Origin of the sequence: Aeromonas sp. MdU4, from assembly GCF_041929505.1 — a bacterium.
Classification (GTDB): Bacteria; Pseudomonadota; Gammaproteobacteria; order Enterobacterales; family Aeromonadaceae; genus Aeromonas.
Genome location: NZ_JBHFMW010000008.1, coordinates 1 through 19,455 on the forward strand (window position 1 = coordinate 1; position 19,455 = coordinate 19,455).

24 protein-coding genes are annotated in these 19,455 nt (G+C 56.3%); 7 read left to right on the forward strand and 17 right to left on the reverse strand.

Going from position 1 to position 19,455, the window contains the following annotated elements; all coding sequences use genetic code 11:
- The first annotated feature begins 235 nt into the window (after window positions 1-235).
- Window positions 236-1,735 (forward strand): M17 family metallopeptidase, encoded by a 1,500-nt coding sequence (locus tag ACE1BR_RS05080; protein ID WP_374868403.1) that lies wholly within the window; start codon window positions 236-238, stop codon window positions 1,733-1,735.
- A gap of 15 nt (window positions 1,736-1,750) precedes the next feature.
- A complete protein-coding gene (gene yjjG, locus ACE1BR_RS05085) occupies window positions 1,751-2,431 on the forward strand; it encodes a pyrimidine 5'-nucleotidase (protein WP_374868154.1) in 681 nt (226 codons plus the stop codon).
- 34 nt (window positions 2,432-2,465) lie between these two features.
- Here yjjG and ACE1BR_RS05090 read toward each other — a convergent pair whose 3' ends face one another.
- The 3 genes from ACE1BR_RS05090 to dusC all read right to left on the reverse strand — a co-directional run bounded on the left by ACE1BR_RS05090 (window position 2,466) and on the right by dusC (window position 4,762).
- On the reverse strand, window positions 2,466-3,182 hold the full coding sequence (locus ACE1BR_RS05090; protein WP_374868156.1) for a substrate-binding periplasmic protein: 717 nt from the start codon (window positions 3,180-3,182) through the stop codon (window positions 2,466-2,468).
- A 169-nt stretch (window positions 3,183-3,351) separates the two neighbouring features.
- Window positions 3,352-3,720, reverse strand: coding sequence for a TraR/DksA family transcriptional regulator (locus tag ACE1BR_RS05095; RefSeq protein ID WP_374868158.1), 369 nt, complete (start codon window positions 3,718-3,720; stop codon window positions 3,352-3,354).
- A gap of 97 nt (window positions 3,721-3,817) precedes the next feature.
- Entirely contained in the window at window positions 3,818-4,762 is a 945-nt protein-coding gene (dusC, locus tag ACE1BR_RS05100) for a tRNA dihydrouridine(16) synthase DusC (protein WP_374868160.1), read from the reverse strand.
- Between the two features lie 120 nt (window positions 4,763-4,882).
- On the opposite strand from dusC, the gene ACE1BR_RS05105 reads away from it, so the two are divergent.
- The 4 genes from ACE1BR_RS05105 (at window position 4,883) to ACE1BR_RS05120 (ending at window position 9,133) form a co-directional block, all read left to right on the forward strand.
- Window positions 4,883-5,260: a YbaN family protein gene (locus ACE1BR_RS05105; protein WP_374868162.1), complete on the forward strand. Its 378-nt coding sequence runs from the start codon at window positions 4,883-4,885 to the stop codon at window positions 5,258-5,260.
- Between the two features lie 134 nt (window positions 5,261-5,394).
- The gene (gene apt / locus ACE1BR_RS05110; RefSeq protein WP_374868164.1) at window positions 5,395-5,940 is read left to right on the forward strand and encodes an adenine phosphoribosyltransferase; all 546 of its coding nucleotides are present in this window, start codon (window positions 5,395-5,397) and stop codon (window positions 5,938-5,940) included.
- A gap of 172 nt (window positions 5,941-6,112) precedes the next feature.
- Window positions 6,113-8,689, forward strand: a complete 2,577-nt coding sequence (gene dnaX, locus ACE1BR_RS05115) for a DNA polymerase III subunit gamma/tau (protein ID WP_374868166.1) — start codon at window positions 6,113-6,115, stop codon at window positions 8,687-8,689.
- A gap of 114 nt (window positions 8,690-8,803) precedes the next feature.
- A complete protein-coding gene (locus ACE1BR_RS05120; protein ID WP_033113565.1) occupies window positions 8,804-9,133 on the forward strand; it encodes a YbaB/EbfC family nucleoid-associated protein in 330 nt (109 codons plus the stop codon).
- Between the two features lie 27 nt (window positions 9,134-9,160).
- Here ACE1BR_RS05120 and ACE1BR_RS05125 read toward each other — a convergent pair whose 3' ends face one another.
- The 13 genes from ACE1BR_RS05125 to ACE1BR_RS05185 all read right to left on the reverse strand — a co-directional run bounded on the left by ACE1BR_RS05125 (window position 9,161) and on the right by ACE1BR_RS05185 (window position 18,348).
- Entirely contained in the window at window positions 9,161-10,438 is a 1,278-nt protein-coding gene (locus ACE1BR_RS05125) for a tyrosine-type recombinase/integrase (protein ID WP_374868168.1), read from the reverse strand.
- Window positions 10,439-10,440: 2 nt separating this feature from the next.
- Window positions 10,441-10,776 carry a hypothetical protein gene (locus ACE1BR_RS05130; protein ID WP_374868170.1) on the reverse strand — a complete coding sequence of 112 codons (336 nt, stop codon included), beginning with the start codon at window positions 10,774-10,776 and terminating at the stop codon, window positions 10,441-10,443.
- Window positions 10,746-11,147: a hypothetical protein gene (locus ACE1BR_RS05135; RefSeq protein ID WP_374868172.1), complete on the reverse strand. Its 402-nt coding sequence runs from the start codon at window positions 11,145-11,147 to the stop codon at window positions 10,746-10,748. Before ACE1BR_RS05135 ends, ACE1BR_RS05130 begins: the two co-directional genes overlap by 31 nt.
- Window positions 11,148-11,537: 390 nt before the next feature.
- Window positions 11,538-12,116: a phage N-6-adenine-methyltransferase gene (locus ACE1BR_RS05140; protein ID WP_374868174.1), complete on the reverse strand. Its 579-nt coding sequence runs from the start codon at window positions 12,114-12,116 to the stop codon at window positions 11,538-11,540.
- 19 nt (window positions 12,117-12,135) lie between these two features.
- Window positions 12,136-13,209: a hypothetical protein gene (locus tag ACE1BR_RS05145; protein WP_374868176.1), complete on the reverse strand. Its 1,074-nt coding sequence runs from the start codon at window positions 13,207-13,209 to the stop codon at window positions 12,136-12,138.
- Window positions 13,210-13,263: 54 nt separating this feature from the next.
- On the reverse strand, window positions 13,264-14,136 hold the full coding sequence (locus ACE1BR_RS05150; RefSeq protein WP_374868178.1) for a hypothetical protein: 873 nt from the start codon (window positions 14,134-14,136) through the stop codon (window positions 13,264-13,266).
- Window positions 14,133-14,363: a hypothetical protein gene (locus ACE1BR_RS05155; RefSeq protein WP_374868180.1), complete on the reverse strand. Its 231-nt coding sequence runs from the start codon at window positions 14,361-14,363 to the stop codon at window positions 14,133-14,135. The genes ACE1BR_RS05150 and ACE1BR_RS05155 overlap by 4 nt, the downstream gene beginning before the upstream one ends.
- Complete coding sequence (locus ACE1BR_RS05160; protein ID WP_374868182.1) at window positions 14,360-15,259, reverse strand: PD-(D/E)XK nuclease-like domain-containing protein; 900 nt, start codon at window positions 15,257-15,259, stop codon at window positions 14,360-14,362. The genes ACE1BR_RS05155 and ACE1BR_RS05160 overlap by 4 nt, the downstream gene beginning before the upstream one ends.
- Complete coding sequence (locus ACE1BR_RS05165) at window positions 15,256-15,621, reverse strand: hypothetical protein (RefSeq protein ID WP_374868184.1); 366 nt, start codon at window positions 15,619-15,621, stop codon at window positions 15,256-15,258. The genes ACE1BR_RS05160 and ACE1BR_RS05165 overlap by 4 nt, the downstream gene beginning before the upstream one ends.
- Before the next feature lie 14 nt (window positions 15,622-15,635).
- Window positions 15,636-15,908, reverse strand: coding sequence for a helix-turn-helix domain-containing protein (locus ACE1BR_RS05170; protein WP_374868186.1), 273 nt, complete (start codon window positions 15,906-15,908; stop codon window positions 15,636-15,638).
- A 115-nt stretch (window positions 15,909-16,023) separates the two neighbouring features.
- Window positions 16,024-16,305, reverse strand: a complete 282-nt coding sequence (locus ACE1BR_RS05175; RefSeq protein ID WP_374868188.1) for a type II toxin-antitoxin system RelE/ParE family toxin — start codon at window positions 16,303-16,305, stop codon at window positions 16,024-16,026.
- Window positions 16,302-16,553 (reverse strand): type II toxin-antitoxin system Phd/YefM family antitoxin, encoded by a 252-nt coding sequence (locus ACE1BR_RS05180; protein WP_374868190.1) that lies wholly within the window; start codon window positions 16,551-16,553, stop codon window positions 16,302-16,304. Before ACE1BR_RS05180 ends, ACE1BR_RS05175 begins: the two co-directional genes overlap by 4 nt.
- 244 nt (window positions 16,554-16,797) lie before the next feature.
- Window positions 16,798-18,348, reverse strand: a complete 1,551-nt coding sequence (locus ACE1BR_RS05185; RefSeq protein WP_374868192.1) for a methyl-accepting chemotaxis protein — start codon at window positions 18,346-18,348, stop codon at window positions 16,798-16,800.
- Window positions 18,349-18,580: 232 nt separating this feature from the next.
- On the opposite strand from ACE1BR_RS05185, the gene ACE1BR_RS05190 reads away from it, so the two are divergent.
- Window positions 18,581-18,859, forward strand: coding sequence for a hypothetical protein (locus ACE1BR_RS05190; RefSeq protein WP_374868194.1), 279 nt, complete (start codon window positions 18,581-18,583; stop codon window positions 18,857-18,859).
- A gap of 284 nt (window positions 18,860-19,143) precedes the next feature.
- Here ACE1BR_RS05190 and ACE1BR_RS05195 read toward each other — a convergent pair whose 3' ends face one another.
- Window positions 19,144-19,389, reverse strand: coding sequence for a hypothetical protein (locus ACE1BR_RS05195; protein WP_374868196.1), 246 nt, complete (start codon window positions 19,387-19,389; stop codon window positions 19,144-19,146).
- Window positions 19,390-19,455 lie beyond the last annotated feature (66 nt).

Below are 19,455 nucleotides of genomic sequence, written 5' to 3' on the forward strand. Positions count from 1 at the left end.
GGTAGCTCGTCGGGCTCATAACCCGAAGGTCGTCGGTTCAAATCCGGCCCCCGCAACCAACTTTCAATATATCTCTCCTGCATCATCCTCCTATTTGTGTTGAACAATCATTCTTGAAGCCCGTCACCTTCTGGTGATTGCTGCTATTTCTCTTGCTTTTTCAAGACCAAAACTGGTCGCATCGACCATTTGTTGGGTATCATCAGGTATCTCTTCATGGATGAGGCACACGCCTGTGATCACTCCCTTCACCTATCTTCCTCCCGCGATTGAGAGCGGGGATGCCACGCTGGCCGAAGCCCTTGCACAAGGGTTGCCATTGCAACTGCTGTTGATCGCCGAAGAGCAGAAAGAGGCATTGCTGACATTACCTGCGCTTGCCGGGGTCAAAACCCAGCTAGCGCTGGGACAAAAGGCGCCCTTTACCCTGATGCATGGCACCACCCTGCTGCTGGTCGTATTTGTCGCTGGCAGCGTGACGCGGGATCACCATCTCTATAAACAGGTCAGAAGCTGGGTAGCGCCGCTGTCGGGGCTCAAAGTGGAACGGTTTGGGCTGCATCTGGAGGGATTTCCCCCTTCCGAACGGGTGATGCTGGCCGAGTTGCTGTTATCAGCCCTGTTGGCCGCCAATATTCCGTTGCCGACCAGCAAGAGCCGCAGTGAAAGCAGCTGGACATATCAGCAGATCCGGGTATCGCCTGCGGTGGTACTGGATCTGGCCCGTCTCTACAGCGAAGCGGGGGGCAACGGGTTGGCACGCCATCTGGCGGTATTGCCTGCCTCTGAACTCACTGCCGCCAGCTATCGCGAGTTTGTCAGCCAGTTGGCACAGGATGAGGGGTGGCAGTGCCAGCACTATGATCAAGCCCAGCTGGCCGAGCTGGGGGCGGGGGCTTTTCTGGCTGTTGCACGTGGCTCCGAGGATAATGAGGGGGCCATGGTCAAGCTCAGCTACTATCCGCCCAAGCCGGTGCGTCGCATTGCGTTGGTAGGCAAGGGGATTTGCCACGACTCTGGCGGTTATAACCTCAAGGTCTCCGGCAGCATGTATGGCATGCATCTCGATATGGGGGGCAGCGCGGTGGCGCTGGGTACTCTCTACGCCATCAGTCGTGCCCAGTTGCCTTACGAAGTTCACTGCTGGCTGGCTATTGCCGAGAACCATATCGGTCCCCATGCCTATCGCCCCGGAGAGGTCGTCACGGCCATCAACGGCACCACCATCGAAGTGGTCGATACCGATGCTGAAGGGCGAATGGTGCTGGCGGATACCCTGGCAATGGCGGTGCAGGATACCCCTGATTTGTTGCTCGACTATGCGACCCTGACTGGTGCCTGCAAGCGGGCGTTGGGTAGCCGTTACAGCGGTGTCTTTACCAACCGTAGTGAATGGCTGCCCGCGCTGGTCAATTTGGGACAGCGCAGCGGTGAACGGATCTGGCCCTTTCCGCTCGATGACGATTACGACGACAACATCGAGAGTGAATGGGCCGATCTGCTGCAGTGTGCACCGGGCAGTTCACCGGATCATATCGATGCCGCCCGTTTTCTCGCCCATTTTGTACCCGAGCAGACTCCCTGGTTGCACTTCGATCTGAGTGGTTTTCGCAACAAGGGGGGCAACGGGGTGGTGTCCAGCGAAGTGACAGGGTTTGGTGTCCGTCTTACCCTGGATCTGCTGGCCAGCCCGCTCGGCAGAGTCGGCCGCTTTAACGCGGATAAATCAGACTGATTAACAAGGATTTCTGTGAAACAACCAAGCTATGACTGGGTGCTGTTCGATTTGGATGAAACCCTGCTCGATTTTCCGGTCGCCGCCGCGCTGGCACATACCCTCCAGCTTTATGGTGTGCAGGCCGATGAGGCCAGCATGGCGCAGTATCATGCTTTGAACCATGGACTCTGGCAGCAATACAACGATGGCGAGATCGATGCGACTGCGCTGCAGCAGACCCGTTTCTCCCTGTTTGCCCACCAGGTTGATGCCGACCCCATGGCGATGAACAACACCTTTCTGGAGCAGATTGTCGCCCTGAGCATGCCCCTTGAGGGGGTGAGTGAAACGCTGCAGCAGCTTCGCAGCAAGGTACGGATGGGGATCATCACCAATGGTTTCAGCGTGCCCCAGCGGGGACGGCTCGGTAAACTGGGCTGGAGCGAATGGTTCGAGCCGCTGGTGATCTCCGACGAGATCAAGGTGACCAAGCCTGCGCCAGCCATCTTTCTGCACACCTTATCCCTGATGGGGCAGCCGGATCCGGCCCGGGTGCTGATGGTGGGTGACAACCCGAAAACCGATATTGCCGGTGCAGCCGCTCAGGGGCTGGCGACCTGCTGGTATAACCCCGAGCGGCAGGCAGGTGAGTGTGTTGCGACCCATGAGATCCACCACTTCTCTCACCTTTGCAAAATTGTGTTGGGGCAGTAATAACGGATAGATCAGGTCAGGCGGGCGAGGGAGATCACTCCCTCGTCATCTCTTGATGAGCTGGTTCTACTTCGTAGCGCTCCAGGATCTGCTGATACTCCGGACTTTTCTTCACTTCATCGATTGCCCGATTGAGCCGATCCAGTTGCTCCTGTGTCGTGCTCTTTTGGCTCAGCATCAGGTGGACTGGCGTCCGTTCAATTTGCAGCAGAATATACAATTCGGCCAGAGAGTAGCCCTGATGTGCCCACTCTTGCATGCCATGAGGATCGAGAATGAGACCCTGGATCCGTCCTGCATTGAGCATTTTTAACAGCTGATCGAGTCGTAGCCTCATCTGCAGACGTTGTTGCATCTCTGGCCGTGCCATCAACTGGCGGAAGGTGTCGCCGTAATCAAACCCTTTGAGCACGCCAATGTGAAACTCGGGTGTTTTGATGAGTTCGTCCAGGGTCGTGATCTCGCGCCAGCGTGGCTCATCCTGTCGACGGATGATGATGACCGTGTCTTCTTCTCGGTAGGGGTGGCTGAAGCGGGCATATTGTTGCCGCTCGGCGGTGATATTGGCAGACATGGTCAACTGCACGGTGCCAAATTGCAGCTCGTGCAGCACCCGTGCCCAGGGCATCTCACTGAATTTGGCTTGATAACCGGCTCGTTCGAAGATGGCGTTGAGCAATTCCACATCCAACCCGCAGATCTGATGCTGCTCATTACGAAAACTGAATGGTTGCCAGTCAACCCAGCCCACGACCAATGACTCCTGTGCCGCAGCATAAGCCGGACAACATAGACACCATAACAACAAGAGTCTGTACACAACGGATACCCTTCAAACCGGCTGATATGGTTGAGTATTGGACATGAACGACCGGGTCACCAGTGTCGCGGGCTGAGCGGATGCACAGACGTGCATCAACTCACAGTTCGTGGGCGTGGAATCCCTTGCGATAGCGGGTTTCGCAGCGTGGGCAGCGTTGCAGGGTTGGATCCTGCTCCAGCTGTGCAATGGCGAGTGGTTCTTCACAATCGGAACAGAAGCCATAGAGGCCAAGATCCATCTGGCAGAGTGCGGCATCGATCCGCTTCAGACGGGCGACGCTCTGCTCCACTTTTGGCAGATCAAGACGGCTGGTCAGTTCCACCAGTTGATCCTGTTCACAGTGACCAACCTGTTCGGCCCATTCGTCACGGCGGCAGGCTTTTAGCTGACCGATCAACGCTTCTCGTACTTGAGCCCAGTCGGACAGCAGGCGATTACGCCAGACAGCCAACTGTGCTTGCGTCATTTCACACACATTATCCCCCATAGGACAGACGACAGATTCGGGGCAGTATAGGGATCCGATAACTCTATCAGGATGATATGCGTCAAGTTAAATGTGGTTAGCCGTGGCTTTTGGCCGCTTGTTGCAGGGCATCGCGGATGGGGTCCGCCTCTTTCAGTACCCGGATCTCCTGGAACAGCAGATCTGCCTCGGGGTACTCCCGCTTGAGATAGCTGAACCACTGCTTGATGCGGCTGGGGTAGTAGTCGGCCTTCTCGCTCGCCAGATCCTGCTGGGTATAGCTCACCATCAGTTGCAGCACCTCGGCCCAGCTCATGTGGGTGCAGCCGGTTTTCATCACATTGGCCAGATTGGGCAGGGAGATGGCGCCGCGCCCCACCATCAGGGCATCGCAGCCAGAGACGCTGGCACAGGTGAGGGCATCCTGATGATCCCAGATCTCGCCGTTGGCGGTGACGGGGATGGGCAGGTCGCGGCGAATGGCGTCTACATACTCCCAGTGGGCCGGCGCCTTGTAACCTTCACGCTTGGTGCGGGCATGGACGGCCAGCTCGTTGGCACCGCCCTGAAAGACGGCCTGGGCGTTCTCCAGATAGAGATCCTTGTCATCGTAACCGAGCCGAATTTTGGCGCTCACCGGTAGATGGGCGGGCACTGCGTCGCGCACCGCCTTGACGATGCGGTAGATGGTCTCGGGCTCTTTGAGCAGCACCGCGCCGCCCTTGCTCTTGTTGACCGTGGGGGCGGGGCAGCCGAAGTTGAGATCGACCCCAGGGGAGCCCAGCTCGATGGCACGCACGGCGTTTTCGGCCAGCCATTCGGGGTGTTGACCCAGCAGTTGTACCCGCACCGGGGTGCCTGCGCGAGTCTTGCCCCCTTGCCGCAGTTCGGGGCAGAGGCGGTAGAACACCTTGGCGGGCAGCAGCTGATCCACGACCCTGATAAACTCGCTCACGCAGAGGTCGTAATCATTGACGGAGGTCAGCACCTCCCGCATCAGGTGATCCAGTACCCCTTGCATGGGGGCCAAAATAACGCGCATAACGGCTTTCCGAAGAGAGGGGAGAAAAAAGAGCGCAGATTGTAGTGGGATTGATGGCGGCTGTCAGCTATTGCCCCCATTCTGTTAGGCTAAGAGAGACAAATTGAGCGAGGAGAGGGAATGAAGCGTTGGTGTCTGATGGCGCTCGGGTGGCTGGCGTTTGTCACCGGTATTGTGGGTATTGTGCTGCCGCTATTGCCGACAACTCCGTTCATGTTGCTGGCTGCCGCCCTGTTTGCCCGCTCATCCCCCCGTTTTCACCGCTGGTTGCTCGGTCACCCCTGGTTTGGCCCACCGATAGTCGACTGGCAGCAGTACCGGGGGATCCGCCGTCATGCGCGGCGGCGGGCCATTGTTTTTATTTTGATAACTTTCTCGGTATCGCTGGTCGTGGTGCCACTGCTGTGGGTCAAGGGGCTGCTGGTTGTCATAATGGTGATCCTGCTCACCTGGTTAATGCGCCTGCCAGTGTTGGAGCCAGTTGCAATGGCGAAGTGAAGTCCCTAAGCTATTGCGGCAATAATGCTATGGAGTCGGCCTGTCATTTTTGCATGACAGGCCTTTTTATTTCCCGCAGAAGGGAATTGAGAAAAAATGGCCATCTCTGGGTCAAAAAAATAAGTGGTCAACACATGAATCCGGAAACCCTGAAATTTATCGAAGCGAGCATCAAGACCATTCCCGACTATCCGAAGCCGGGCATTCTGTTTCGCGACATCACCAGCCTGATCGAGAATGCGGAGGCCTTCAAGACCACCATCGATCTGCTGGCCAATCACTATCGTGATCAAGGGATCACCAAGATTGTTGGTACCGAGGCCCGTGGCTTCATCTTTGGCGCCCCGGTTGCCTTTGCCATGGGGCTGGGCTTCGTGCCAGTCCGCAAGCCGGGCAAGTTGCCCCGCGAAGTGATCGAGGAGTCCTATGCCCTCGAATACGGCACCGATACCCTGCAACTGCACATCGATGCCATCGTGCCCGGTGACAAGGTACTGGTAGTTGATGATCTGCTGGCCACCGGCGGCACCGTCGATGCCACCGTCAAGTTGATCCGCCGTGCCGGTGGTGAAGTGGCCGATGCGGCCTTCATCATCTCTCTGCCGTCGCTCGGTGGTGATGCTCGCCTGACCGCCGCTGGCGTCAAGGTGCTCTCACTGGTCGAACTGGCTGGCGAGTAATGCCTCTTTGGCCCGATCATCCGCATCGGGCCTGTGTTGAACCGGTGCCCGTGCGGGCATCGGTTTGAAATTCAAGCGATCCCTCCCGCTCTGACCGATAGCCGATACAGCCTCCCGTCCATTTGTGTTAGCATCCGGCCTCAATGCCCTGTCTTCCCTGCATGATGGATTTATGAGCTATCAGGTTCTGGCGCGTAAATGGCGCCCCCATACGTTTGAACAAGTGGTAGGCCAGCAACATGTGCTGACCGCCTTGACCAACGCCCTGGATCAGGGACGGCTGCATCATGCCTATCTGCTGAGTGGTACCCGCGGCGTCGGCAAGACCACCATCGCCCGTATTCTGGCCAAGAGTCTCAACTGCGAGCAGGGGATCAGCAGCCACCCGTGTGGCGTTTGCGATACCTGCCGCGAGATCGATCAGGGCAACTTTGTCGACCTGCTGGAGATTGACGCGGCGTCCCGCACCAAGGTGGAAGATACCCGCGAGTTGCTCGACAACGTGCAGTACCGACCCGCCCGTGGCCGCTTCAAGGTCTATCTCATCGATGAAGTGCACATGTTGTCGCGCCACAGCTTCAACGCGCTACTCAAAACCCTGGAAGAGCCGCCCCCCTATGTGAAGTTTCTGCTGGCCACCACGGATCCGCAGAAGCTGCCGATTACCATTCTCTCGCGCTGCCTGCAGTTTCATCTGAAGAGTCTGGATCAGACCCAGATCGCCAAGCAGCTCGAGTGGGTGCTGGATCAGGAAGGTCAACCCTTCGAGCCGCGCGCTCTGCTGGCCTTGGCCAAAGCCGCAGATGGCAGTATGCGTGATGCATTGAGCCTGACCGATCAGGCGCTGGCACACGGTAACGGCAGCGTGCGTCTCGAGAGCGTGCTGACGATGCTGGGCACGCTCGATCATCGCCACCTGCACCAGCTGCTGGAAGCCATTTTGCGGCAAGATGCCCCGGCGACCATGGCCAAGATCACCGAGATTGCCACTCTGGGCCCCGATTTTGATCAGCTCCACGCCGAGCTGGAGGGCTTGCTCCATCGCATCGCCATGGCGCAGCTGCTGCCTGCCAGCGTGCAGGAGCAGGGGGCGGATGCCGACTCCCTGCTGCAACTGGCAAAGGCGATGAGTCCGGAAGAGGTGCAGCTCTGCTACCAGATTGTGCTGGGGGGTCGTAAAGATCTGCCCTGGGCCCCCGATGGCCGCACTGCGCTGGAGATGACCTGCCTGCGGATGCTCGCATTCTCGCCAAGGCGCGATGCCCTGCATCCGGCCAGCCTCACCGCGTTGCCTCCATCAATGGCGAGCAGTGCAGTGAGCAGCGCCACCCCGGTTGCCTCCTTGCCGGGAAAGCGCCCGGCCGCTGAATCGGCCGCACTGGCACCGATCAGCGGCGCCGTGCCCGCACCGCTAGCCAGCCCGCCTGTCGCCAACGCGGCTGCGCCAGTGGCTGATGCCTCCCTGTCGGCGATGGCGTCCGCGATGGTGGATGACACCGCCAACCCCGCTGATAGTGAGGAGGAGGCGCAAGCCGCCGAGCTGTTCAGCCAGCAGGATGAGCTGATGCGCGAAGCTGCGGGCATGGGTTATCAACCCGAGCCCGCTCAGCCAAATGCACAGCCCGCTGATGATGGCGAGCATGCTGAAATCGATGCTGACTATTCCCGTGGCGAGTCGCTGACCGCCGCCTTCGAGCCCGCGCTCGAACCGACAGCAACGCCTGTTACCGCTGCTGAATCGGTTTCAGCGGTATCGAGCATGCAGAGCCTGCTGGGCAAACGAAATATGCTGCGCAGCCGCCAGCGTGGTCAGGATGCCCCGGTAGCGCCCGCACCGCGCGCGGTGCCGGTTGCCCCTGCGCGTCCCGTCGCGCCCGCTGCCGCTCCGGTCATTACCCAACCGTCAGCACCGGTCAGCCAACCGGCCGGGCAGGGGATGGCGGCGATGGGTCACTATGATGATCTGCCGCCGGTGGATCTCTATGGCGACGGTTACGAGCCGCAGGGTGACAACGGGGAATACGAAGAGTACCTCAATCAGAGCTTTGTCGAGCAGACTCCGGCCATGAGTCACGCCCCCGTCACGGCTTCGGCTCAGCCAACCGATCTGCCCCCCTGGGATCTCGACGGGCAGCCGAGCTATCGACCCGGCGAGCGCGGCGCCGCGGCGCCTGCGGTGACGCCTGCCCCTGCGCCCCAGCCGGTCGCGCCCGTTGCGACTACGACGGTGGCTGCTGCCCCTGTGGCGCAGAGCGAGCCCGCCCAGCCGGTGATGGAGACCATCGACTGGGATGAGCTCGAGAGTGATGAGGAGCCACAGGAAGGGGAGGCGACCCGCCTTATCCCTTCGTCACTGCTCAATGGTTGTGGCGACCCTTGGGCCGAACTGATTGCCCACACTCAGGTGGGGGGACGGTTGCGCCAGCTCGCCATCAATTCGGTGATGACGCGGGAGGGGGATAAGGTACTGCTGACCCTCAAGCCAGAACAGCGCCATCTGGTGAGCGACAAGGCGCGTGCCGATCTGGCCGAGATCATCAGCCCGGCGTTGGGACAACCGGTGCAGGTCGAGGTAACTCTCGGCGTGGTGCCAGACCAGGAAACCCCTCTTGAGATCGAACACCGCCTTTATCTCGGGGTGCGCGAGCAGGTGACCCGGGATCTGGAGCAGGATCCCAACGTGCAGTTTTTAGTTCAGCGGTTTGGTGCCGTGCTCCATCACGAGAGCATCGAGCCCCTCAACCGCTAAATTCCGTGGCCGGGAGCTTGCTTCCGGTTGAAAAGCGGTTTGGCTGTCCCCATCTAGGACAGACAAGCCCACAGCCCGGCGCTGGATGCCGGATTTCAAGACGAGAGACGACATATGTTTGGTAAAGGTGGAATGGGGAACCTGATGAAACAGGCCCAACAGATGCAAGAGCGTATGCAGAAGGCGCAAGAGCAGCTGGCTCAGATGGAAGTGACCGGTGAAGCCGGTGCTGGCATGGTCAAGGTCACCATGACCGGTAGCCACAGCGTCCGTCGCATCGAGATCGATCCCTCCCTGATGGAAGATGACAAGGAGCTGCTGGAAGATCTGGTCGCTGCCGCGTGCAACGATGCCGTGCGTCGTGTGGAAGAGCAGAACAAGACCAAGATGGGTGAACTGACCGGTGGCATGCAACTGCCGCCAGGCTTCAAGATGCCGTTCTAAGGCATAAAGTCCTGTAAATTCAACACTCTATGCTTTAGCCTTTTGCTCTTGGGTCATATATGGGTCAAAAAAACCCAGTTTCTCAGCTAGTTCATCCCTGTAATTGGGATTGTCGTTGCTAACCCACTGAGCATAAATGGTGCGGATCATCCCCCAGTCTTTATGGCCAAGTTGCTTGGCAAGGTAGGCTGGGTGAGCTCCCGCCATCAGAAGCATTGAGGCATAGCTGTGGCGCAGCTGATACGGTTCTCTATGTGTCAGCTGCGCTTTTCGTAGCAAGCGAGCCCAATATCCAGGAGTAGTAAAGAGCTCGGGTCTTATGTAAGGCATATTTTCCCTACCCAAGAACACCCTCCGCCTAATTTCTTCACGCTTTTTGTTGTGACGTAAATGCATTATTTCATTGCGAGGCTGAAGCATGAATGTCAGCTCACGTTGCCGTTTTAATACATCCATGGCTGCAGGGAGTAGTTCAATCGTCCTGTTACCAGCAGTGGTTTTGGGTGGTTTGAGTTGGCCAAGTCGGTTGATGTTGTAACGAACTTTAAGCAGGCCCATTGTCATGTCAATGTCCTCCCATGCAACCGCCTTCATTTCCCCAGGTCTCATGCCAGTCCAGAACAGGAACTCAATCATCAGCCGATGATTTTCGATGTTGGTCACATTCAATAGACGTGACAGCTCATCCCGGGTAAATGGCTCGACTCGCAATTTAGGCAACTCGTCACTTTGTCTGAGGCGGCGGAGTCGAGCGAACGGGGAGATATCGATCACCTCGTCTTTTAGTGCTTCATCAAAGACGGCCCTGATGACACGGAAATACTCCTGTACTGTGCCAACTTTCCTTGTCTTAAGGGCTTTGTTCCTGAGATGTTCTAAGTCTCGGTGCTTGATGCTGGTTATATCGCTATTTAGGATGTAATGATCAACCATGAACCGTTCTGCGCTGCGTATTTTTTGCAGTGATGAGTAGGACAGATCAAACTGTCTGCTATCTCGGTAAATCTCGAAGTAGCCCTTCAAGCTGAAGCGTTTTATGGGCTCTGCCTGTGAGGTGGAGTCTGGGAAGTGCTTGAGCCAGAAGGTGTCTGGGTGAGCACTATATAACCCGCACTGAATATCAATTTTGATAGCTGCGAGCTTATTGGAGGCGTAGAGAATGTTTGCTTCAGTAGGCAGTAGGCCCAGTGATTTTCGACAGATGGATTGGCCTGGTAATTTGAAGGCCAGACGAAGACGCCCTCCATGGATATGGACGCCTGGGGCGGCGTCCAACATTTTTTTAAGCTTGTTTGAAATGGTCATCGTCAGTTCATCCTGGCGTTCATGTGTTTTCTCAGGGCAGCAAGGTTGACGAGATAACGGCATTTCTGGTTATCTGGATTGCCTTCTTTTCGCCATACAACACCTTCTGGATAGACGCCTCTTCTGAATCGTTGAGCAAGCGCTTCAGTAGAGAGACCTATCCGGTTTGCTGCTTGTTTCAGAGCCATCCATCCTTCATCAGTGTTGCAGTGTTTGATCTCCGATATTTCACCTCTCAGCTGCGCTACTTCGTTTTTTAGCCGCATGAGCTCATCCCCCATCAATCGCCCCTTCTGAAGGTGGTCTGTTAACTGTTCGAGCAGATATTGTGCTTGCATGGTTTGGTCCTCACGGTCAGTAACAACTCAAGCTGGTAGCGCCCGAGCGGGTTGTAGTAGAAGGTTTGAACTTGCTTGCGGGAGTTTGATGCCTGGTCAAGGCGATATTCCCCTAGTTCGGTGGTTTTCAGGTTGTGTTGGTTGGCCAGCCTGCCGATGGCTTGCGCACTCACCCCCAGCTCCTTGCCCAGAGCTGTGGCGTTCCAGAGCTGGCCGGTTACCCGCGGCGCGTCGATAGGCAGGCCGAAGTGTGCTAGGACGCGTCCGATATCACTGAGCTTGGCTGCTTGGGAAAGGGTGGGGGAGAGAATGGTGTTAACCAGTTCGGCGAGTAGCTGGCTGTTTTGGTCGATGAGTTGAAGCTGCTGCATGGTGTGGCCCTCCGGTCCTTGAGGATGGGGCGCCAGTTGGATTGATGGAAGGGCCGTTATTGTCCTGAATATTTGGCAATAACTTTATTGCCAGATGCTTGCTGCACCTAATAATCAACCTGCACGGTGGTTAATCCCCTTTACTGAGTTGCATCTGATGCAGGAGGGTAGTTTGGAGCACATGGAGTGTTTGTGCGGCCTCTTCAGCCCGGCGACGATTGCAGATGATGCCACCTGGCAAAACGAATCTTTCGGGCTGTTTTGGGTGAGGCATGACGACACCAATCCCAACGATAACGGCGCCAGGGTAGGGTGATTCCATATCTTTCATTGGAAACCTCTGATTTATCCACAGTTTCTGTGTGCCTGTCGGTGGATGGTTTGGGGGTATCAGGCTGCAGCGCTGATGGGCTCTGCTCCGGCTAGCATTAACGACTGCTTACTGATATCTGAAATTCGGCATGTGCCGTGCCAGTTTGGAGCGAAGACGAGGAGCATGGATCCTTTGGGGTTTCCCTTCATTTCTTTGCCCGTAGCCTGGTTGATGAAATTGATCCGGCCATTACGCCATTTGCCATGTTCACCGTAGTAACCCTTGATGTGGCGGACCTCGCTGGCTAAATCCCCCGGGTACCACTCAGTGCTGGTGTCCTGCGGTACCAACATGACGGTACCGATGCCCTTACGTTGCTGCTCGATGGCTTTGTCTACCCATGGACCGATATCGGAATAGGGTGGATTGAGCCAAGCCCAGGGCGCACGCAGAAAGGGGCTGATGAAGTCACCCCAATCCACGCTGAGAGCATCAATGCCTGGTGTCAGGTAGTGCTGGCATAGGGCTGTCTCTGGTAGAGCTGCAGCATCCAGAGCAAAGTTGAACTCGCGGTTCAGGGCTCTAAAAAGGAACATTGGCGTCTGGGTGAGGTCTCGGGTGTCTGAGGGGGTGGTTGAACCTCGGAAATCAGCCATCTAGATAGGTCCTATGTGATCAGTAGTTGATAGTCAGGTGCGCGATCTGATTCTTGGCTATGTGGACGATGAGGCTTATAGCTTTCTCTTCCTCAATGCCGAGCCCCATCATGTCCATCATGATTGAGCCGTGGATCCGGCCGCGGTGATCCCGGTCGGCAAGGCGGCGGGCATCTTCTTCGTCTTTGAGGCGTTGTTCGTCGGCGATGCGCTGGCGTTCCTGCTCTGCCGCGCGGGTCGCCGCTTCTTCAGCTTGTTGTGCTGAGTTGGCTTCGGCCTGCTGGCGGGCCAGCTCGGCAGCTTCTGCATCACATCGGGCTTGGGCTGCGCTCCCTATTGCTACCTGGGCTTGGCGCAGAGCTTCCTGCTCACGGTGCTGAGCTGCTTCACGCTCGAGACGTTGACGTTCTTCTTCTTGGATGCGAGCGCTCTCAGCGGCTTGCTCTGCTATCAGGCGTTCGCGGTCGATGCGCTCCTGCTCGACCTGCTTTTTACGTAGTGCCTGCAGCTCTTCCTGCTCGGCCTCGTACTTCTGGCGGGCGGCCAGTGTCTCGCTAAGGCGTTTGACTGCCAGCTCTTGAGCAAGGGTCGCCTGAGGCAGCAGCTCTTGCCATGTGTCGTCCAGGGCTGTCTGCTCGACCTCCAGCAGCATGGCCTGCAGATCTGCCACTGCACACTCGGTGCTAACCGCAGCGTGAAACGTCTTGAGCCGGGCGAGGCGGTTTTGCAGGTCTGCAACCCGGGTTGCTTCAGCTTCTTCAAATTTGGTGAGCGGGGCGCGTACTTCTTCTTTCAGGGCATCCAGAGTGTCGCGGATCAGCTTGCGGTTAGCGTCAATCCGTGCCGGGATCTCCTTGTACTTGGCGGTCAGCTCTTTGCCGACGCCATCCAGATAGGATTTGGTCTTGGCTACGGCATAGGCGACGCTGGCGATCTCTTTGCGGCCCTTGGCGGTGGAGACATCAGGCACCAGACTGGATGCCTTCTTGCGAATGTCTGCCAGCATGGAGTTAATGCCATCCCCTTCGGTGAACAGGGCAATTTCGGTTGTGGGCTCGAGGACAACCAGTTGGGTCTTGGCTTGTTCGGTCATGGTGGGTCCTTCGGTATGAAAAAGCCCGCTGGTTGGCGGGCTGGTAGGGTTGGGTTATTTGGCTTTGTTGAGCTGGGCTTTGCGCTCGCCAGCAACCTGCTTGATGCCGTCGGCTATGGTGTGGTCGCCGGTTTCGCTGGCCCATGCCCAGGCGCTGGTATAGGCCTGCTGCCATTCGACGGTATCGCTTGCTGCTTCGATAGCGGCGCAGTGGTCCGCGTATGCGCTGGAGTGGTCAACTTGCTCTCTGGTGTCGATTGGATGATGTGGTTCAGCCTCTTCTGGCTGAATGAGCTCTTCAGTGGTGCGATTTGCCTCCATAGCCTTGGCAGGGGTGGTCTCTTGGCGCATTGCGCTGAGTGCGCGGCTTTTTTCTGGCAGGCCCTCTTCCTCCTTCGACTTGAACCAGTCGCCGGGCTTGCTCATGCCATCCCGCAGGGAGGCATAAATCTTGCGCATCTGGACGTACTGCGCTGGCTGCATTGCGTCCGCGCGTCTGCCGAGATATGTCTGTACCTGCTCTGTTGTGACCCCAAACTCAGCACTGAACGTATCGAGCATGCGCTTGATCGACTCGGGACTTGTGTCAGCGTGGGTGTTGAGGGTTACCTCGCATTGGCGTTGTGCTGCTTCTATCACGTCACCGGGGATCACCCCAAGAATGCAAGCCCGCAATCGGCGGGCACCATTGTTTGCCACTAGCTCGTAGATATCGCGTGGATCTTCCAGTCGCTTTTGACCGTTTCTGGTGTGACGAATGTGCGGAACAGTAAAAATTTTTAGCTGCTTGGTGTTGGTTTCCACATCCCAGGCGAACGCCTCCACAATGGATTCGCCTTTGCGTTGCTCCAGTTCGCGGATGCCGAACTGCATATTTCCCCAGGCTTGTGCCAGCGCCTCTGCCAGCCTGATACTTGGGCCGGTCACATCCGATCCTCCACGGTTATAGCTGTATAGCGCCCCTCTGCGAGGGTTGGACGTGAGCATGCTTGCAAGATGCGATCTGTGGCTTCTACGGGGTTGCGCGGGAATTTCTTGGCAATCACCATGGCGGCCTGCACTTCTTGAATAGCCCGCTGTTGCTCGACTGCCACTAATCCTTGCTCTTGACGCTGACTTGCCACGCCGAATGGGTTTGAAATGGCTTGGTTCACGCTGCCTTCCTTGCCCATGCGGGCTGAATAAGTGGTTGCATGTCGTGCCAGTCGTTGTTGATCCGGCACTCGTGGTACTTGATAAGATCTCGGCGGTAGAGCTCTCTGCCTGACTCTTTCCATTCCAGCTCCAGCGGGCGGACCCGTACCGGGTAGCGACCGCACTCAATGGATGAGCTAACAGCCAGAAAGATGAACTCCGGGATCTCGCCGTAAATTTGAAAGAAGCCATCGGAATACATGGCGTCCTGAACGTGGTAACGGAACTCCTCAACGTGGCGCTCAAAGCGAGCCATGTCGTCCACCTTCTTGACGTCGCACAGAATGTGGTGCTTTGGAATCATCTTGTCTGGGCGGCACCGGCAGAGCTCTTCTGTTTCGGCGTCAGTCCAGTACAGCGATCCCTCACAGATGCCGTCTTGTTCCAGTAGCCAGCGTGCGTCCGGGTGGGCGAACACGCTTTCGCGCATCAGTTGTAGCTTGCGATCGTCCTCGAACGCGATGATGGTCTTGCCAAGTTCGGCACAGTTGGCCAGAAACTCCTTTTCTTCGTCTTTGCCTGCGTTGGTGCGGAGGTTGAATTTAGGGGCAATGATGAAGCGATCCTTAAACTCTTCAGGTTCCAGCAGCAGGCAGTGCAGGGCGGTACCCATGTCCAGCGCCTTGAGCTTTTCCTCATCAACCGGCGCGCTTTTGCGCCAGATGTAGGTGGCGGGGCTCTCGGCGATGTCGTCGAGCTGGGATTTGCTGATCCCGGGGCCGGAGTGGTACTGCTCGTTTGACAGGCCTAGCACCAGCCCTCGCGGCAGGGCAGTAATGCCAGCACCTAGCAGGTCTAACCATCCTGCTGAGAGCCCATCCTGTAGGGCGTTGATGGTATCGACGGCGGTGTTCATGCTGCGTTCCTCTGCCGGTATTGCTCCCACAGCTCGTCGCCCATGGCGTTTTCAAGTTCGGCAACATGGTTGCCCCAGGCGTTGCAGGCCAGGTAGGTCAGTCCTTCTGCCAGTAGCTGTTCGATCAGGAGGGTGAGCGGTACTTTGTCGCCAGACACCATCAGCAGGTATATCGCCTGGTTAAGCTGCGTAGCCTGGTCGGCATTGACCTCTGCCAATAGGGTGGCGGCAGCGATATCGAGCTGGCCTGATAACAACGGAAGGTGATTAGCCTCTACCCACTCGGCAATCCATTCAGCTTTGGCATTGGCCTCGGTCTCTTTGCTGTCGAGTAGGGCAAGCAGTATGTGTTCGTGAGTCATGGTGAACCCCTCCGTTAGGTTTCTGCCTGTTCTACTTTTAGGCCTGTAGTGAGCCACTGGAAGTGGATGGACAGTTCAGGATGCTGAGCTATCAGCAGCAGGGCTCCGCCGCCAATCTCCCGGTAGTTCAGCTCGTAGTTCTTGAGCGTGGTGGCTGGAATGCCCAACAGGTCAGCGAATTTCGGCCGACTCAGCCCTAATCGCTCCCGCAACTGGCGCAGGCGCTTGCGGCACTCGTCATTGAGTTGGGAGATAGTCTCGTTGCATTGCTCGGTACGTTTGCTCATGGTCGGGTCCTGTGGTGGTGAAAAAAGAAACCCCGGCGCGAGGGCCGGGGCTTGTGTGGGGCAACAAAAAGCCCAGCTATAGGGCTGGGCTGTTGCGTTGTCATAGGGATGTCTTTCAGCGTTGTTCGGCAGCCAGATAGGCTTCGTTGCCGTCACGTCGTCCGATGGCGATGACCAAGAGGGTAATGACATTGTCATCTACCTGGTAGACAAGCCGGTATCCGGATGCTCTCAGCTTGATTTTGTAACGGTCTTTACTACCTCGCAGCTTTGCTGACGGAACGTGTGGGTTTTCCAGTCGCTCCTGCAATTTCGCCTTGAACTGGTTCTTTATCGGCGGCGCGAGTTTGCTCCATTCCTTTAGCGCTCGGCGATCGAACTGGAGGATATAGGTCATAGGTCATCCAGCGATACCGTAACCACGTCAGGTGACTTCATGCGTTCATCAGCTATGCGATTCAGTTCGGCATCTTCGGCGAGCTCAACGTAGTAGGCGAACAGCTCTGGCGGCACGCAGTAGAACGCTGGCTCGTTGCGATTCAGGATGGCGACGGCATGACCTTCACCCTCTTTGACGGTCCCCATAGGGTTGCGCTTCAACTCGGTGATGCTGGCCGCTGTTGCAGAGAGGATTTGATAGCTCATTATGATCTCCTAGTGCTCAGTGCCAAATATAGCACCTTTAATAGCACCTCTAAAGGTACCTATCGGTCTGCTGCCCCCTGTTGTAATGGCTCTAGGTTGGCCACTGTAGCCAGTGGCCTGTGCTGATTTTCATACCCGGGGACGTTATTTATGATTAGGTTTGGTTGTGATTCAAAAAACCTCGACGCGACAGAGGGGATGTCTTGTGTCGGCGACGGTTCTAGGACGTGGATTACCCCGTTCTTTAGCCAAATGTCTGGCTTAGCCCCTTGAGTTGGCTTGCTTTGCTGAGCAGTGTCTCGCTGGTGGCACTGACTTCATCAATCTTTTGGCTGTTGTCATGTGAGAGTGACGAGAGCAAATTGATATTCCGGCTTATCTCATCCACAACTGCTTGTTGCTGGAGGGTCGCAGAAGAAATCTGGCCTGAGAAGTTGGACACGTTATCAATTTCGGAAAGGATCTGATGTAGGTTGCCAGAACATGTAAGAGTGGTGGCTTGGCATGAGTGGGTCTTGGTCATGTTGTCATGCATCATGCCTTTCCAACCACCCAATGTATGTTGAATGTGGCCAATACTGCCTTGGATCTGCTCTGTTGCCTTGTGGGTGCGGGTAGACAGGTTACGCACTTCCTCTGCCACTACAGCGAAACCACGGCCCTGTTCACCTGCTCGTGCAGCTTCGATGGCAGCATTGAGCGCGAGCAGGTTGGTCTGATCTGCTATGCCCTGTATCTCAGACATGATGGATCCAATCCGTTCCGACTCACTGGCGAGCTCTGTTGCTGACTGAAAAGCTTGTTCTGCCAGATTGGCGAGTGATGCAATCTCATTGCTGGCCTTTATCAACTGGGTATCGGTATTCAGGCAGTGGCCCCGGGCCTCCTCGATTTGCTGGTTACTGTCTTGAATACTGCGGTTGATTTCGTTAGCGGCCATGGCCATTTCAGTTACCGCTGTTGCGATTTGCTGGATTTGAAGATCTTGTGATGAAATATCTCTGCTGGCATGGGTGGCAGAACCACTCAGGTTATCGGCCAGTTGCTGTAGTGAATGGGTTGCATCTTCCACCCGCCCTAAGACAGTACGGATCCGTGCTTGCCAGAGCTTGATATGGAAGTCCGCAATACTGTGGGGGGCATCACCTGAGAAAATCAGCCGGCTAATGCTGTCGTAATCCTGCCCGAGCTGTTGAAAAAAACGGGGAGTGAAAAAAAGCTGATTACGATTGAACCAGATGGCGATGAGTAAAGGCAAGGCAACACAAGTAGCCTGCAGTGGAGGCAGTAGCCACGCGATCCCTGCTATGGTTGCCAGCATCAGGAGAACGCTAAGGAGGGGAGGCATATGGGCATTGTGTAGCATGAATTTTGTGCTGCCTTCACGGGCACGTAGTTCAGGGTAAATTTTGTTAGCCAGTGCTTTATGTTCGGCATTCGCACGACAACGAACCGACTGGTAACCGGTAACTTTGCCATCGGTATAAATGGGGGTGATGTATGCATCAACCCAGTAGTAACGGCCATCTTTGCAACGGTTTTTGACCAGCCCACGCCAAGCGTTGCCTTCTTCCAGATGCGACCACAGGTCGGCAAAGGCTGCTTTGGGCATATCAGGATGGCGCACCATATTATGGTGTTGCCCAACCAGCTCCTCGACGGTATAGCCAGCAATGCGGCAAAACGCTGGATTGGCATAAGTGATCATGCCTTTCAGGTCGGTGGTTGATACCAGTTGCATGTCCGCGAGTATTTCCACTTCACTGTCAACAGTATGAACGTCTTTGCGTGTCATGATGACACTCCCATATAGTGCGCCCCGAAACCGACAAACAAATTGACACTCTACACAATAGCGTAAAATCAGTGTACAGGCATGCAGCCAAGAGCTCTAATTAAGCCCATTATGAGTCTGTTGTTATGTGGTCGTGCTGGCAGGGGGTATAGTCATCCAATCATGTGCTGAATGGAGCTAGTGAGTCTCGTTCAGATGATGACGTGTTGGGCAATGAACTTGGGAGGATTGTATGTGGAGTTATTTGTATGTGAGTGATTTACCCACTTGTGTCAGAGTATCTACTTTGCTGAGAAATAGCCTAGATATCATGCACTCATATACCAATCCGGATCTCATGCGGGTGATCCAGGTTTTCTCGCGCGTTGATGTTGCTACGGGCGGGGTCCATTTCTATTTCAGCCCTGCTGCGATGCAGCTTGGCAACATTGTCGGTGCCCAGCCATATGGTGAGTCCCCACCCGATATGGAAGAACGTGAACTCTTCTTATCTGGCCACTTTTTGACTTAGGGAAATCTTCTCTCCTTATTTCCACATTACATCCAAGCGCCACACGTGACGCTTGGATGTACCGCCTTATACAGGCGTACATCACCTCATCCAGCCGCCCAATTTCTGATTCTACAGGTCAGGGCAGATCCACCGGGAAAGTGGATTTCGTTCGAGGCATCCCAATCCATATTGTTAAAGAGCGATGCAACGCTGAATTCAGATTGCAGTTAGCCAAAGCATCCTTGCGGTGCTTGAGAAAGAGGCTTTGGCTACGGCGCTATCAGGGAAGCACCAGACCCGGGTCAGACAGCGTGGCGGCGGTAGTCAATGCGCCAGTGGAGGAGGGCGCTGTGCTTGTTTAAGCTGGCGGTGCGTCTCTGGGCGGCGCGGGCAGCAACAATGTGATGTTGCTCGGCAGCCAGCATGGCCAGAAGCAGGCGCTGTTTGATGGCGCAGCGGCGGGCAGCATTGCCGTTCAGCTGATCGGAGATTGTCGCTACAAGCTGGTCAGCGAATTTAGCCGCTCTGGGTAAAATGCTCTTGGCCATGGTACATTTGCTCCTGTTGGCGGGTTGGTCCCCGTTAACACCTTCCTCGCCTTTGGCGTGGTTGGG

Coding starts and splice junctions, on each gene's coding strand:
- ACE1BR_RS05095 (WP_374868158.1), bottom strand. CDS start 3,720: ATGACGCAAGCACAGTTGGCTGTCTGGCGTAATCGCCTGCTGTCCGAC.
- dusC (WP_374868160.1), bottom strand. CDS start 4,762: ATGCGCGTTATTTTGGCCCCCATGCAAGGGGTACTGGATCACCTGATG.
- ACE1BR_RS05105 (WP_374868162.1), top strand. CDS start 4,883: ATGAAGCGTTGGTGTCTGATGGCGCTCGGGTGGCTGGCGTTTGTCACC.
- apt (WP_374868164.1), top strand. CDS start 5,395: ATGAATCCGGAAACCCTGAAATTTATCGAAGCGAGCATCAAGACCATT.
- dnaX (WP_374868166.1), top strand. CDS start 6,113: ATGAGCTATCAGGTTCTGGCGCGTAAATGGCGCCCCCATACGTTTGAA.
- ACE1BR_RS05120 (WP_033113565.1), top strand. CDS start 8,804: ATGTTTGGTAAAGGTGGAATGGGGAACCTGATGAAACAGGCCCAACAG.
- ACE1BR_RS05125 (WP_374868168.1), bottom strand. CDS start 10,438: ATGACCATTTCAAACAAGCTTAAAAAAATGTTGGACGCCGCCCCAGGC.
- ACE1BR_RS05130 (WP_374868170.1), bottom strand. CDS start 10,776: ATGCAAGCACAATATCTGCTCGAACAGTTAACAGACCACCTTCAGAAG.
- ACE1BR_RS05135 (WP_374868172.1), bottom strand. CDS start 11,147: ATGCAGCAGCTTCAACTCATCGACCAAAACAGCCAGCTACTCGCCGAA.
- ACE1BR_RS05140 (WP_374868174.1), bottom strand. CDS start 12,116: ATGGCTGATTTCCGAGGTTCAACCACCCCCTCAGACACCCGAGACCTC.
- ACE1BR_RS05145 (WP_374868176.1), bottom strand. CDS start 13,209: ATGACCGAACAAGCCAAGACCCAACTGGTTGTCCTCGAGCCCACAACC.
- ACE1BR_RS05160 (WP_374868182.1), bottom strand. CDS start 15,259: ATGAACACCGCCGTCGATACCATCAACGCCCTACAGGATGGGCTCTCA.
- ACE1BR_RS05165 (WP_374868184.1), bottom strand. CDS start 15,621: ATGACTCACGAACACATACTGCTTGCCCTACTCGACAGCAAAGAGACC.
- ACE1BR_RS05170 (WP_374868186.1), bottom strand. CDS start 15,908: ATGAGCAAACGTACCGAGCAATGCAACGAGACTATCTCCCAACTCAAT.
- ACE1BR_RS05175 (WP_374868188.1), bottom strand. CDS start 16,305: ATGACCTATATCCTCCAGTTCGATCGCCGAGCGCTAAAGGAATGGAGC.
- ACE1BR_RS05180 (WP_374868190.1), bottom strand. CDS start 16,553: ATGAGCTATCAAATCCTCTCTGCAACAGCGGCCAGCATCACCGAGTTG.
- ACE1BR_RS05185 (WP_374868192.1), bottom strand. CDS start 18,348: ATGACACGCAAAGACGTTCATACTGTTGACAGTGAAGTGGAAATACTC.
- ACE1BR_RS05190 (WP_374868194.1), top strand. CDS start 18,581: ATGTGGAGTTATTTGTATGTGAGTGATTTACCCACTTGTGTCAGAGTA.
- ACE1BR_RS05195 (WP_374868196.1), bottom strand. CDS start 19,389: ATGGCCAAGAGCATTTTACCCAGAGCGGCTAAATTCGCTGACCAGCTT.